The sequence below is a fragment of the Rhodoferax saidenbachensis genome, assembly GCF_031457975.1.
Lineage (GTDB): Bacteria > Pseudomonadota > Gammaproteobacteria > Burkholderiales > Burkholderiaceae_C > Allorhodoferax > Allorhodoferax saidenbachensis_A.
In genome coordinates, this window is the sequence record NZ_JAVDXO010000007.1 from 75,276 (window position 1) to 88,983 (window position 13,708).

Annotated in this window: 18 protein-coding genes; 14 read left to right on the forward strand and 4 right to left on the reverse strand. The window is 56.8% G+C overall.

Translation table 11 applies throughout. The features are described 5' to 3' along the window. Position 1: 1 nt before the first annotated feature. A complete protein-coding gene (mog, locus tag J2X15_RS14840; protein WP_310344130.1) occupies positions 2–601 on the reverse strand; it encodes a molybdopterin adenylyltransferase in 600 nt (199 codons plus the stop codon). Further along, a complete protein-coding gene (gene yjgA / locus J2X15_RS14845) occupies positions 598–1,260 on the reverse strand; it encodes a ribosome biogenesis factor YjgA (protein ID WP_310344131.1) in 663 nt (220 codons plus the stop codon). The genes mog and yjgA overlap by 4 nt, the downstream gene beginning before the upstream one ends. A 23-nt stretch (positions 1,261–1,283) precedes the next feature. Between yjgA and pmbA the strand changes: the two genes are divergently transcribed. The 14 genes from pmbA to J2X15_RS14915 all read left to right on the forward strand — a co-directional run bounded on the left by pmbA (position 1,284) and on the right by J2X15_RS14915 (position 12,993). After that, positions 1,284–2,705: a metalloprotease PmbA gene (pmbA, locus tag J2X15_RS14850; RefSeq protein WP_310344133.1), complete on the forward strand. Its 1,422-nt coding sequence runs from the start codon at positions 1,284–1,286 to the stop codon at positions 2,703–2,705. A gap of 24 nt (positions 2,706–2,729) precedes the next feature. Continuing rightward, positions 2,730–3,638 carry an AraC family transcriptional regulator gene (locus J2X15_RS14855; RefSeq protein WP_310344134.1) on the forward strand — a complete coding sequence of 303 codons (909 nt, stop codon included), beginning with the start codon at positions 2,730–2,732 and terminating at the stop codon, positions 3,636–3,638. Positions 3,639–3,654: 16 nt separating this feature from the next. Continuing rightward, the gene (locus J2X15_RS14860; protein WP_310344136.1) at positions 3,655–4,566 is read left to right on the forward strand and encodes an AraC family transcriptional regulator; all 912 of its coding nucleotides are present in this window, start codon (positions 3,655–3,657) and stop codon (positions 4,564–4,566) included. Positions 4,567–4,680: 114 nt separating this feature from the next. Continuing rightward, entirely contained in the window at positions 4,681–5,088 is a 408-nt protein-coding gene (locus tag J2X15_RS14865; protein WP_310344138.1) for a helix-turn-helix domain-containing protein, read from the forward strand. Between the two features lie 126 nt (positions 5,089–5,214). Next, on the forward strand, positions 5,215–5,664 hold the full coding sequence (locus J2X15_RS14870) for an SRPBCC family protein (RefSeq protein WP_310344140.1): 450 nt from the start codon (positions 5,215–5,217) through the stop codon (positions 5,662–5,664). Positions 5,665–5,692: 28 nt separating this feature from the next. After that, a complete protein-coding gene (locus J2X15_RS14875) occupies positions 5,693–6,232 on the forward strand; it encodes a hypothetical protein (RefSeq protein WP_310344142.1) in 540 nt (179 codons plus the stop codon). A 239-nt stretch (positions 6,233–6,471) separates the two neighbouring features. Then, positions 6,472–7,578 (forward strand): NHL repeat-containing protein, encoded by a 1,107-nt coding sequence (locus J2X15_RS14880; RefSeq protein WP_310344144.1) that lies wholly within the window; start codon positions 6,472–6,474, stop codon positions 7,576–7,578. A 64-nt stretch (positions 7,579–7,642) separates the two neighbouring features. Continuing rightward, positions 7,643–8,800 (forward strand): hypothetical protein, encoded by a 1,158-nt coding sequence (locus J2X15_RS14885; RefSeq protein ID WP_310344145.1) that lies wholly within the window; start codon positions 7,643–7,645, stop codon positions 8,798–8,800. A gap of 24 nt (positions 8,801–8,824) precedes the next feature. Continuing rightward, positions 8,825–9,388 (forward strand): DUF4124 domain-containing protein, encoded by a 564-nt coding sequence (locus J2X15_RS14890; protein ID WP_310344147.1) that lies wholly within the window; start codon positions 8,825–8,827, stop codon positions 9,386–9,388. Between the two features lie 161 nt (positions 9,389–9,549). After that, a complete protein-coding gene (locus J2X15_RS14895; RefSeq protein ID WP_310344149.1) occupies positions 9,550–10,278 on the forward strand; it encodes a hypothetical protein in 729 nt (242 codons plus the stop codon). Positions 10,279–10,358: 80 nt separating this feature from the next. Next, on the forward strand, positions 10,359–10,709 hold the full coding sequence (locus J2X15_RS14900; protein WP_310344150.1) for a hypothetical protein: 351 nt from the start codon (positions 10,359–10,361) through the stop codon (positions 10,707–10,709). A 30-nt stretch (positions 10,710–10,739) separates the two neighbouring features. Further along, entirely contained in the window at positions 10,740–11,486 is a 747-nt protein-coding gene (locus J2X15_RS14905; RefSeq protein ID WP_310344151.1) for a hypothetical protein, read from the forward strand. Between the two features lie 13 nt (positions 11,487–11,499). Then, positions 11,500–12,495: a hypothetical protein gene (locus tag J2X15_RS14910; protein WP_310344153.1), complete on the forward strand. Its 996-nt coding sequence runs from the start codon at positions 11,500–11,502 to the stop codon at positions 12,493–12,495. Positions 12,496–12,513: 18 nt separating this feature from the next. After that, positions 12,514–12,993: a hypothetical protein gene (locus J2X15_RS14915; RefSeq protein WP_310344155.1), complete on the forward strand. Its 480-nt coding sequence runs from the start codon at positions 12,514–12,516 to the stop codon at positions 12,991–12,993. Here J2X15_RS14915 and J2X15_RS14920 read toward each other — a convergent pair. After that, positions 12,931–13,377: a GatB/YqeY domain-containing protein gene (locus J2X15_RS14920; RefSeq protein WP_310344156.1), complete on the reverse strand. Its 447-nt coding sequence runs from the start codon at positions 13,375–13,377 to the stop codon at positions 12,931–12,933. The two genes, J2X15_RS14915 and J2X15_RS14920, sit on opposite strands and share 63 nt — an antisense overlap. A gap of 118 nt (positions 13,378–13,495) precedes the next feature. Further along, positions 13,496–13,708, reverse strand: coding sequence for a 30S ribosomal protein S21 (gene rpsU, locus J2X15_RS14925; protein WP_105262375.1), 213 nt, complete (start codon positions 13,706–13,708; stop codon positions 13,496–13,498).

The following is a 13,708-nucleotide window of genomic DNA, read 5'->3' on the forward strand; positions in this document are numbered from 1 at the left end:
TTTAGCTACGCACGGGCCGCATCGCACTTTTGGGTCGAAAGCCCTTGCACACGGCATCCACCGTTTCCAGATACGGACCGCCAATCAGGTCCACGCAGTAAGGCACGGCGGCAAAGATGCCGGGCACGATCTGCTGGCCTTCGGCGTTTTTCAGGCCTTCCAGCGTCTCGGCAATCGCCTTGGGTTGGCCCGGCAGGTTGATGATCAAAGTTTGCTTGCGGATCACCGCTACCTGGCGCGACAGGATGGCCGTAGGCACAAAGTGCAGGCTGATGGCGCGCATCTGTTCGCCAAAGCCCGGCATCTCCTTGTCGGCCACTGCCAGCGTGGCTTCGGGCGTCACATCGCGCAACGCCGGGCCGGTGCCACCGGTGGTCAGCACCAGCGCACATTTCGCATCCACCAGCGCAATCAGCGTGTCTTCAATGGATTTTTGTTCGTCGGCAATCAACCGCGCTTCGAACTGGATGGGGTTGTGCAACGCACGGCTCAGCCAGTCTTGCAGGGCGGGCAGGCCCTTGTCTTCGTAGACGCCGCTGGAAGCGCGGTCGCTGATGGAGACGATGCCAATCTTGACCGGATCAAACCCGGACCCACTCATGCCTCGTCTCCGTCGTAGTCGACCCCATCGTCCGCGTCATCGGCTGTGGGGCCATCCTGGTGGGCCTGCAAGGCCTCACGCACCAACTGGAAAATATCGCGGTAGGCACGACCGTGGCGCAGGGCCTCGCCAGGTTTTTCGGGCTTGGCGTCCTTGCGGGCCTGGCGCACCAGGGCGCGCAGGTTCTGGCTGTCGGTGGCGGGGCTCAGGGTGATCCACTGGCCCACGGCATCGTCATCGGCAATCAGGCGGTCGCGCCATTGTTCGGCCTGGTGCAGGACCATCGTTTCTTTGGCCGATGGCATGTGCTGTTCTTCGAGCGCCGCACGGATTTCGTCCCATTTGGTGGGCTCCAGCTTGCGCATTAGCTTGCCAATGAACTGCATCTGGCGGCGTTTGCCTTCGAAATTGGTGATGCGCTTGGCTTCCGCCACGCCTTCCACCAGCTTGTCGGGCAGGTCCAACTTGGTGATGAGCTCGGTGCGCAGCGTCAACAGGTCTTCGCCCAGCTTTTGCAGCTCGGTGCTTTCCTTTTTGAGGTCGGTACGGGTGGGCTCATCCGTGCCCTTGAGTTCGCGCTTGTACTCCAAGTCCAGTGCGCTGCCTTCGGCGACGAACTGACCCTTGACGTAATAGCCCTTTTTTAGTTTGCGTGACATAGCCAAGTATCATAGCCGTCGCCATGAAGAAACCCACCTCCGCCTCTGGGCGCACCTCCCCATCTCCCACTCCTAAGGCCAAACCGGCCGACAGCGGCTTTGCCTACACCCGCGACTTTTTCGAGTCGCGCGTGGACACCGCCCTGGCCCAAGCCAAGAAATTGGGGGCGACGGACGCTGGCTCCGAAGTGTCAGAGGGCTGTGGGCTGAGCGTGTCCGTGCGCAACGGTGAACTGGAGAATGTGGAACGCAACCGTGACAAGTCGTTGGGCGTGACCGTGTATGTGGGCAACCGCCGCGGCAATGCCAGCACCTCCGATTTCTCGGACGCGGCCATCGAACAAACCGTGCGCGCGGCCTACGACATCGCGCGCTTCACGGCCGAGGACCCGTTTGCCAGCCTGCCCGACGCCGATGACATCGTGCCGGTGGCCGACCGCGGCCGCAACCTGGATTTGTTCTTCCCCTGGGCGGTGACCAGCGAAGAGGCCGCCCAGTTGGCCTTGGAATGCGAAGCGGCCGCGCTGGGCGTGAGCAAGCGCATCACCAACAGTGAAGGCGCTGCCGTGTCGGCCCAGCAATCGCATTTTTTCAGCGCACACACGCGCGGTTTTCGGGGTGGCTACGCGTCTTCGCGTCACTCGCTGTCGGTATCGCCGATTGCGGGCAAGGGCAACGATATGCAGCGCGACGCCTGGTACAGCTCCATGCGCTCGGCAGACGAGCTCGCCTCGCCCCAGGCCGTGGGCCGCTATGCCGCCGAACGTGCGCTGAGTCGCCTGAAGGCCCGCAAGATTGCCACGGTGGAATGCCCCGTGCTGTTCGAATCGCCGCTGGCGGCTGGGCTGGTGGGCGCCTTTGTGCAGGCCGTGAGCGGCGGAGCCTTGTACCGCAAGAGCAGCTTTTTGCTGGACTCGTTGGGCAAGCAGGTGCTGCCCAAACACATAGATATTCAGGAAGACCCATTCGTGCTGCGCGGCAAGGGCAGCTCGCCGTTTGACGACGAAGGTGTGCGCGTGCAAGCCCGCAAGGTGGTCGACGCCGGGCGCGTTCAGGGCTATTTCCTGAGCAGCTATTCGGCCCGCAAGCTGGGCATGCGCACCACCGGCAACTCGGGCGGCTCGCACAACCTGACCTTTACCTCCCGCCTAACCAAGGCCGGTGACGACCTGGACGCCATGCTGCAAAAGCTGGGCACCGGCCTGCTGGTGACCGAGCTGATGGGGCAGGGCGTGAACTACGTGACGGGCGACTACTCGCGCGGCGCTAGTGGCTTCTGGGTCGAGAAGGGCCGCATTGCCTACCCGGTGCACGAAATCACCATTGCCGGCAACATGAAAGCCATGCTCAAGGGCATTGAGGCCGTGGGTGCTGATACCTACAATTACGGCGCTAAGACCGTAGGCTCGGTGCTGATCAACAAGATGAAGGTGGCGGGGAGCTAACACTGCTCTTTGCGGGGTTAAAACATGGAAGCAACTCCGCTGAATGGGGATGACGGGGCTATACACCCCGATACACACACATCTCTATTCCTGCCTTCGCCGGTATTGGCGGACTGCGTGTGCGCGTATATGGTGCGCGACACTTTGGATGCCCAATTAAGTCCCAAACAGAGCCTCAGTCATTTGCCAGTGTCCCCGCTGGTCAATATTAGTTGGGCAATCCACTGTGACGGACCCGGGATGCATGGCGGTGAATGCCATTCGTTGGCAAGAGGGGCTGTATTGCGCGGCCCTCGCACGCAACCCACTGTTTGGGAAAGTTTTGGTCCAGCCTATGTGTTTACATTGACTGTTTTTCCGGATGCATTCCATGCTCTGACCCAGTTGAATGTAGCCAATTTTCTGGACCAAACCCAGGACTTGCAAACGGCGCTCGACCAAGACTGGCAGAAGATGGCTGATGCAGTCTTGATGGCCATCGACGACTTGGCACGCATTCAAATCATCGAAGTGTTTCTAACACATCGTTGGCTATCTGTGCGTGCTCAAAAGCCCGCGTCGCCTCCACCGGAGGGTTTGTCCTTATTCAATGCCTGGGTTGATGCCGTAGCGTTGCGTGCATCCGCGTCAACCCTTGGGCAAAGCACGCGCCAACGAGAGCGACTGGTAAAGGGGCAATTAGGCCTTCCCATGCGCGCGCTCCGTGGCTTGGTGCGCATGGAGTCAACATTGACGCGAGGCCACGAATCCAACGCGTTTGGCGCCCCATCTTTGGTGGATGTGGCCCATGACATGGGCTTCTCTGACCAAGCGCATTTTTCCAGAGAAGTGAAGCGTTTCTCTGGTCTGAGTCCTACGGAATTGCAGCGAGCCATTGAGACCCAGGAATCCTATTGGCCTTACCGTCTTCGGCAGGCGTTGAAGGCGCGTTAATTGCTTCTGTGTAAACATGGCACTAAAACCGCTCGATGCGGATGACGGGGTTATACACCCGGACACCCGAACATCTCTGTTCCTGCCTTCATCCGCGTTGGCAGATTGTGTGTGTGCTTATGTGGTGCGTGACACTTTGGATGCTCAATTAAGTCCCAAGCAGAGATTCAGCCATTTGCCAGTGTCTCCGTTGGTCAGCATTATTTGGTTGATTCACGGTGGAAGATCATCGATTCATATTGATGATGTATGGCCCCCATCGTCAAGGCGCGTTGTTTTGCGCGGTCCTCGTACACAACCCAATGTTTGGAAAAATCAAGGCCCAGCCCTTGGTTTTTCACTGACATTTTTCCCTGATGCATTTCATGCGCTGACTCACTTGAATGTGGCCAGTTTGCTTGATCAAGCCAGAAATTTGCAAACTATTCTCGACAGAGATTGGCAAAAGATGGCGGTTGCCGTCTTGAAGGCTGCTGATGATTTGGCGCGCATCCAAATTATTGAAGAATTTTTAACGCCACGCTGGGTGCCTGTGCGTGCTAAGCAACCAGTGACAACGCTGCCGGATGGATTGACGTTGTTCAATGACTGGGTTGATGCGGTAGCGTTGCGCGCGTCCATCTCAACCCTCGGGCAAAGCACGCGCCAACGAGAACGGCTCATCAAAGGACAAATGGGGCTTCCCATGCGTGCGATCCGTGGGCTGGTGCGCATGGAGTCGACATTGACGCAAGGCAACGAGTCCAGCGCATTTGGTGGTCAGTCCTTGGCGGAGGTGGCTCATGCCATGGGATTCTCTGACCATGCGCACTTGTGCCGAGAAGTGAAGCGCTACTCAGGTCTGAACCCAACGGACTTGCAACTCGCCATTGAGACCCAGGAATCCTATTGGCCTTACCGTCTTCGGCAGACGCTGAAGGCGCGTTGATTGCTCTTGGCCCTGTATAAAACATGGCACTAAAACCGCTCGATGCGGATGATGGGGCACTACACCCTGACACACGCACCTCTCTGTTCCTGCCCTCTTTGTCTCTGGCTGTGTGTGTGCGTATATATCGCGGGACACCCTGAATGCACGATTGAGCCCAAAGCAAAATCTCAACCACTTGCCGGCGGCCCCTCTCATCAGCATAGTCTGGTTGATTCAGGGAGAAAGTTCGTTCAGCTGGAAAAAAGCATTCGGCAACTGGAGCGAAAAATTAAAGGGGAGTCAGGACTGTCCATGCGTGAACTTCGGGGCATGGCGCGCATGGAGTCCACATTGCTTCACAAGCGTGAATTGAGCTCCGTGGGGCAGCCGTCTTTGGCCGATGTGGCGCACGACATGGGGTTTTCTGATCAATCGCATTTGTCTAGAGAAGTGAAGCGGTTTTCTGGTTTGAGCCTGACTGAGTTGCAAAAAACCATTGAAACCCAGGAATCTTTCTGGCCCTACCGTTCCTGGCGGTGATTACTTCGATGTGCAGCGTGCCAATTGCGTAAAGCGCGGCGCAATGTCGTTTCGGTTCAAGACGGTCTTCTCCTACTTCCATAGCATCCGGATCGTTTGCTCATTCAATGGACAAAAGGAGATCGCTTGCAGCTACTCACTGAACAGACCACAACCATCGCCAGATCCGTCGATGCCACCTACCTATACGCGACAAATCTTGAGCATTTTGCGGAGTGGTTTCCGGGCGTGCTATCCATAGAGTCAGCCAACACACTGGCGCACGCCCAGTGCGGTAAGGAATATCTGGAAACAATGGCCATTCCTCTCAGGGGTACCAGAAAAATCAAAATCAGCGTCAAAGACGCGCAATCCAACAAGGTGTTCGTTACAGAGGGGGATTTTTCACCCTTGATGCCAAGAATGGAGATTTTCTTTCAGGTAACGGGTATTGATTCCTGTAGCGTTACATGGCGCATGTCCAGTCGCAACGATGGCTGGCTATTCAAAACCACTCTTCTGCATGTATTCAAAAGAGTCATGCAAAAAAGGGCGGCAATTGGTATGAAGAGGTTGAAGCGAAAACTCGAAATTTAACAAGACGTTGAGACTGTAGGGTGCTGCGATGAAGTATTACCAAATGTCAGACAAGGTGCTTTTGGAAAATTGGGATGGCACAGAAAGTGTTGGCCTTTATATGCGTAGCCATGCGCTGATGCAAACAAAGACCGGAGACGTTTTTGTGGACTACACCGATAGCGATGTGGGCGCACCATTTGAAGGGGCACTGATATGCGATTTGGATGATGAAGATTCCAATGGAATATTTCCCACATTTTTCAGGTCACCTGCACTGATTGGAACCAAGGCGTTTTATCAAGACCTGCTTGAAATTGGTATCCGTAATATTGAGGTACACCCGGTCATCATTCACGATCGCACCAACCATCGAACAATTGAAGACTATGTGTTGCTCAATGTTATTGGTCGCGTTCCATGTGAGGCGATGGATGACTTGGTGGTTGATACAGGCAAGCTCGGTCAGCTTGAATTATTTCTGGTCCACGAAGATACCAATTGCATTCTTGTCAGCGAGCGGGTTTACAGGCACTTAATCAACAAAGGCTATACCGACATCTTTTTTGAAGAGGTCAAGCAGATGTAATCTGCGTGCTTGCATGTAACTTTCGGTTTTGCTGCACCTTGTTACACAAAGCACGACGCAAATGTCGTTTCGATTCAAGACGGCAGCTTCCTACTTCCCTAGCATCCGAAGCTTTTGTTCATTCGACGAACAAAAGTGTTGGGTCATACCGCCTTCCGCAGTTTTGCGAGGGGTGTTCTTCAGAAGTGGGAGTATTTATGCTGTTGGGTTGTCATGTGTTTTTGGGTCTTCAACGTGCAATGCCTTTGGTGCTTGCAGTGGCACTGGGGGCTTGTGGTGGGGGCGGGGGAGGCGGCGGCTCCAGCACCACCAGCACGACCCAAATGGGTGGCTCCATCCAGGGCAAGGCACTTGCGCTAAGCACCCAGGTGACTACGCTGGCTGGCACGGCGGGTAGCAGTGGTTTGACGGATGCCACTGGCACCGTAGCGCGCTTCAATAGCCCCATTGGGATTACATCCGATGGCTCCAATATCTATATTGCAGACTACAACAACTACACCGTCCGCAAGGTCGTGATAGGTACGGGAGTGGTCACCACCATCGCAGGAAGTGCTGGCAGCAGTGGTTCGACGGATGGCACGGGTGCAGCGGCTCTGTTCAACAACGCAGAAGCAATCACCACCGACGGAACCAACTTGTACGTGGCAGACACCGGCAACCAAACCATTCGCAAGGTCGTGATTGCCACGGGCGTGGTCACCACGCTGGCGGGCACGGCAGGCAGCTTTGGCACTGCGGACGGTACGGGCGCAGCTGCGCGCTTCGACACCCCGAGGGGGGTTACTACTGACGGCACCAACCTTTATGTGGTTGACTCTGGCAACGTAACTATCCGCAAGGTCGTGATTGCCACGGGCGTGGTCACCACGCTGGCGGGCACGGCGGGCAGCAGTGGTTCTGCGGATGGCACGGGTGCTGCCGCGCGCTTCTTCTCCCCAACGGTAATCACCACTGACGGAATCAACTTGTACGTGGCGGACGCTAGCAACCACACCATCCGCCAAGTGGTGATTGCCACAGGCGCTGTCAGCACGCTGGCGGGCACGGCGGGCAGCGGTGGTTCGACAGATGGCACGGGTGCTGCCGCGCGCTTCTTCAACCCAAAGGGAATCTCCACTGACGGAACCTACTTGTACGTGGCCGATACTGACAACCACGCGATCCGCAGGGTGGTGATTGCCACCGGCGTGGTCACCACGCTGGCGGGTACGGCGGGTAGCAGTGGTTCGACGGATGGTGCGGGTGCTGCTGCCCGCTTCAAACTCCCGCGAGGAATCACCACCGATGGAACCAACTTGTACGTGGCCGACACCGACAACTACACCATCCGCAAGATTCAGTAAACCCTGAATGCCCAGGTTGTCTATGCTGCCTGAACGGGTGCAACGCCGCAGGGCCTTGCATTGGATGGGCGCCTCTTTAACGCTGATGAATCTGCTGTGCGCATGCGGGGGAGGCGGTGGCAGTGATGCGGGCAGCAGCTCGGGCGGCAGCGCATCCGCACCGTTGTCAGCCCCCAGCATTTCTGCTGTAACAGGCACGCTGCTGCACCAGCAAACGATCACCGTGCAGGGCAGCCACTTTGGCAGCAAGCCCCAGGCAGCGCCGCTGCGGTTTGAAGACTTCGACACCCGCAGCACGGGCACTGCGCCCGCCAGCTTCGGCTACACCAACTACGGCGGCTTTGGCGGCAGCACCACGGTAGACGGCACTGAGGCCTACGGCAACGGTAAATCACTCAAACACCAGAGCCACTTTGGCGCCGTGTCATCAAGCGGCGTGGTGGAAGAGTCGTTTCCACACATCGCCACAACGGGCTTCAGTGCTACCGAGCTTTACCTGAGCTACCGGCTCAAGTTCCGAACCAACGGCGGGCGCATCGTGCAACTCAAATTCAACCGCAGCGGCATGGAGGTGGCTGGTGCCAACGGCAGCCCCTGCTATGGCGGCAAGCCCAAGTACTACTCCAGCTACTACCCTGACGGTCCCAGCGTGAACCGCTACTCCACCGACAAGCGCCTGGTGGGCGTGCAAGGGGGCATTGTGCGCAGCGACGGCAGCCTGGACGAAGGTTGGGTGGGTGAGGATGCTGGCATGGGTAGCGGCACAGTGCTGGCCCTGGAGGAAGACACCTGGGTGCAAGTGGAGGAGTACTACCGCCTCAACGACATCGGCCAGACCAACGGCGAACACATCACCTGGGTGAACGGCAATCTGCAGATTGACCGCCATGCCTTGCAACCGCGCACCAGCGCAGCCCAGGTGCTGAACTGCAGCTATCTGGCAGTGGGCATGGACTATTGGATCAACCCCAGCAGCACCGACGGTGTGAGCGTCTGGTACGACGATCACTACCTGGACACCAGCCGCGCGCGCTTGGTACTGGCCAACGCTGCAACTTGGAGCGCGGCCACCCTGCGCAACCCGCAGGTGGCCACCCAATGGCAGGATGGCAGCATTTCCGCCACCTTGCAGCGTGGTGGGTTTTCAGCGGGGCCTGCATGGCTGTATGTGGTGCGCGCCGATGGTTCCACATCCACCGGTTGGCCGGTAACACTGCCTTAAATATCTTTATATCTTGACTCCACCATGCGCTTGCAAATCATTCCCCAATATTTCGGTCTAAGCTTGGCGCTGCTGTTCATTGCCTTTTCGGGCTTCGCCCAGGGCGTCTACAAATGGGTGGATGCCGAGGGCAAGATCCACTACGGCGCACAGCCGCCGGCCAACGAGAAAACCAGCGAGCCACTAAAGCTGCACAGCAACAGCGGCTTTGGTGGTGACAACAATGGCAAGGTACGCGCCACCGAATACAACGCAGATGGCACCAAGAAGATTCCCCAAGACGTGCAGGACTTTGCCAAAGGCATGGAAAAGGCCCTGAAGAAAGCTGACCCCAAGGATGTTCCATTGGACTGCATCAGTGCGGTCAAGAATGCGCAGGACCAAGCGGATACAGCGCTGGAAGTGAGTGCCAAGAATATGAAGGACGGCTACATCACCCAGGCGGACTACGAAAATAACGCCGCCAAAATTCGCCGAGCCAAGGCCGAAACAACCCTGGCCAGCTGTCAGTTCGCCACTGGCAAGGACCGCGCCTTTTACCAGTGCATGTCCAATGGCAACAACCACTTCCTGGCGTGCACCAAGTAGGCCAACACGGTATATCTGCAGAAACGGCGGGAACTCTCCCTCTTCGAAGTCAGAACGATTGCCACCCTCTGTTTTGAAGACGACGACATCAGCCAGCGCTGGTTAGAAGCCTTCCAGCAGACTCACATGTCTGAATCATTCACCCTAAAAAAACACAAATCATGTTGAAAATTGCAGTGGCAATACTGGTGCTGTTGGCAAACCAAGCATACGCTCTCGAAGTGAGTGAACGCTCTCTGAAAGGCAGTTGGAAAATTGTCTCGTACAACGGCAACCCTTCCGATGACGAAGACGACCGATGGGAATTCAGCGGCAATCACATGTCGCAAGTGACGTATTTCGCGAACGGAAAAATTCGCTCCATGAGTCCATCCGTTTTCTACATTACCAACGGCCATTTTCTGGAAATTGATTCTGGTGTTGTGAATATCAGCCAGCTCGATGAGCAGGTCATGAAAGCCACCGTGATTGGTATCGACTTCGTCTTTCGTAAAGTCAGTGATGAGGTCTACGTCAAACCGCGCGCAAAAGAAAAAGCAGTCTCGGAAGAGGCCACCGCCATGGCATCTGGAATGGCAAAGGCACTGTTCGAAAATGGCGAAGAGAACGCCAAAGAATTGAGTTGCCCCAAAGCGGTCAAAGACACCTGGCGTTTCCTGGACCAATCTGTCCTTCAAGGCGAAGTCAACTTTAATGACGGATACATCACCAAGCAAGAGCTTGCCGACGCCAGCAAAAAATTCAAAACCCTCCGGGACGCCATTGACGTGAAGTCATGTGAGAGCTCCCAAGGGGATACAAAGAACTTTTATCTTTGCCTGAGCAACCCGAAAAACATCATTTTGTATTGCGCGAATAAATACACATTCAATGTGAGTCAGCCCAAATAATTTCAACGACCCGTCAGGAGAAAATCATGTCACACCTTTTATCAAAAGCAGTAGCAGTCGCAAACAATTTGTAGAAGGGGTTGAGCCAAGAGGAATTGAGAGCGCTTTGGCCAAGCACCCGTGAAGTCCATTCGGCATCTGAAATTCGTGGCAAGTGGATTGACGAGAAAAGCACCCAAGGATTCTTGGAGGTCGTCATAACGCTGAAGGCGGATGGAACCGGCACCTTCTTTCATTCAAGAAGGGCCGACATGGGTGACTGGGCTTTCCATTATTCCGTTGAAGGCTCGGTATTGACGATGGCGCTAGAGGCCATAGACAGTGAAGGCATTCGATACAAGCATCTGGATGCTCGATTGTTTGAGAAAAAGCTTTTGTTGAACGATAACGGCGACGTTTCTGTTTTCGTATTGAACAGCTCATCCGTCTAAAGAGGCTTTCCGAAATTGAAAGGAACCACCATGGGCCTACACGCACAAGTCACACACATCGACCTAACCATCCGCCCCGCCGCAGCTAAGCAGATGCGCCAGGATCTGGGGGCACAGGGCCTGCTGGATGCGGCCACCACCTCGGCGGCCGACTACCTTGCCCAACAGTTCTGCGAAGTCACCAGCAGCCGGTCGGGGCTGCGCATCACCAACATCAGCTGGGACCAAATCGACGAAGACCTGTATGCGCTGCTGGACCGGCTCGCGCCCTACGTGAGCAGCGGCGGCTTCGTCAAATTCGGCAGCGAGGGCGGCACCTGGGCCATGGCGGTGTACGAGCAGCAGGCGCTGCTGCCCCTGGGTGAATTGCTGTCGTTCAAGAACAAGCCCCAGGAAGTGGCGGTTTCGAGCGAGTGGGGCGACAGTGGCCATGACGGCAACACCCTGGTGCACGATGCCACCGCCACCGAAGAGAAGCTCAAGGACTTCTGGTACTGGCGCCATGGCGTGCTGATGTTGGCCCTGAAGGTGGCCTATGTCGGTGAGAGCCTTGGGCACCTCAAGAGCCTCAACAAAAAGGTCGTGGGCGATGTGCACGGCCTGTGCGGCAACGCGCACGACTTCCTGACCGGAGAGAGGACGCTGAGCAAGTCCCAGGTCAACTCGTTTGCCGACGATGCACCACCTTGTGCAAAGCGGCTGCTGGACGTCATGACCACCATCCAGAACCGGCCTGACGCCCAGGAACTGTCGATCTGGTGGCGCGCTCACAAGTGATGCCTGGGTTCACATGTCCGAGCAGTTCACCGTCAAGATCAAAATCTCCAGCGCGGAGAAGCCCGTGCGCGAGCTCATCACCAGGTTGGCCTCAGCCCTGGGTGAAGATGACTATGCCGCCGTGCGGCAGATAGCCACCGAGGCGCTCCATGGCGCACCGAGCGGCAGAGACGCAAAGGCGTTGGTTGCCGCGCTGCTGCTGCCGTGCTCGGAATACGGCCCCGCCGAAGTTCCGTTTTTGGATGCGTTGTGCGGCGCACTGGAGGATGCAAGCGCGTACCTGCAGGTCAGCGGCAGTAAGAAGCTCAGCATCGAACTGGGTGGCACCGACAACGGCACGGCCGACGCGGTGGCCTACCTGCTGGCACTGCTACACAGCCTGCCTGTGGATGGCCTGGAGGCGGCCGGCAAGGGTTTCACATGGATGGCCAAATGGGCCTGCGATGCGCAGGGGGTTTTACAAACGGCATCGTATGAGCCGCTGGACGAGGGTCAAAAAATTGATCCCAAGGCGGACGAAAAACTGCGCCGCAAGGTGCTAAAGGAAAACAAGGCATTCCTCAACACACCTGTGCGCGGGCTCGTGGATGCCTTGCCCGCCGATCTTCCCATGGGGCTTGTCAACGCCGTTGGTTTGGACCAGATACTCGGGCACACCTACGCTGAATTAATAGGCCACGTTGCGGCCCTGCCCGATCAGACCGGCCATGACTTTCGGTTGGGCATCCATGGACAAGCGTTAACAACACGCGACCTGGACGACCAGTTGCGCATCGAAGTATGGAACGCACCGGGCAACAAGCAGAGCCTTGAATTGTTTCTGCGTGCTGAACTCTCGGAAACGCGTATGCACAAGCACTTCACGGACCTGCTGCGCGAGGTTGGATACAACAAGGACTTGAGCGACATCGGCGTGTTCAATTGGGAATCCAGCGGTATCAACATGAAAGTACGACTTCATGACTGGATGTTCGAACTGCGCGTGATCCGCCATGCCCAACCCGGCTAACCTAGAACAGGACTCACCATGTCAGAACCATTCTCCTTAAAGATCGCGGCCAGCAAAGCAAGCCCCGAAGCCCTGCATGCGCTTTCGTGTTTTGCAGTGGCAGTGAACAGCAAAGACGGCAATAACTTGCGGACGTTGTTGGCGGCTTCTTCACTAGCCCAGGCGGCACTGACGACCGACAAGTTGCCGCCAGATATTTTTCTGCCGCATGCCCCGTACACCAGTTATCAGTTCAATGTGGTGGATGCTTTGTATGAGGCAACCCAGGCCACGGAGCTGGCAGTCACGCTTGATGGTGCCGGCAAGCTGCGCATGGAATTGGAAGGCACAGACCGTGACGCCGATGGCTTTTGCGTGTTCTTTTTGTTGTGGCTGGCATCCGTTGGCCTGACTGCGTTTGATGCGACGGCGAAGTCGTCTCACTTGTGCGAGCCATTACCCTGCCAACGCGGCCTTCACGGCGGCCGACACGGTGCCCATTTCGGCTTTGCCGGCTAGGCGGGTCTTCACCACGCCCATGACCTTGCCCATGTCGCCGGGGCCTGTAGCGCCCAGCTCGGCCACGATGGCCTTCACCTCAGCCAGCACCTCGTCAGCGGACATGCGCTGGGGCAGGTAGGCCTGCAGCACTTTCATTTCGGACGCTTCCTTGTCGGCCAGCTCCTGGCGTTCGGCTTTGATGAAGGCTTCGATGCTGTCCTTGCGCTGTTTGATCAGCTTGTCCACGATGGCGACGACCATGGCGTCATCCAGTACCACACGCTCGTCCACTTCTTTTTGCTTGCAGGCGGCCAGCAGCAGGCGGATGGTGCCCAGGCGCTCGCTGTCCTTGGCGCGCATGGCGGTTTTCATGTCTTCGGTGATCTGGTCTTTGAGTGACATAACGGTGCTTCCTGAAAGGGAGTGAAAATGAGGCTACAGAATGAAAAAAGCCCGCCGGAGCGTCCCCAGGCGAGCTTTTTGAGGCCAGAAGCTGCGTACAGCTTCGTGGGCCAGAAACTTAGAACAGTTTCTTGGGGAGCTGCATGCTGCGAATGCGCTTGTAGTTGCGCTTGACGGCGGCAGCCTTCTTGCGCTTGCGCTCTGCAGTGGGTTTTTCGTAGAACTCGCGGGCGCGCAAGTCGGTCAGCAAACCCAATTTTTCAATAGTGCGCTTGAAGCGACGCAGGGCGACGTCAAAGGGCTCGTTTTCTTTTACACGGATCGTTGTCAT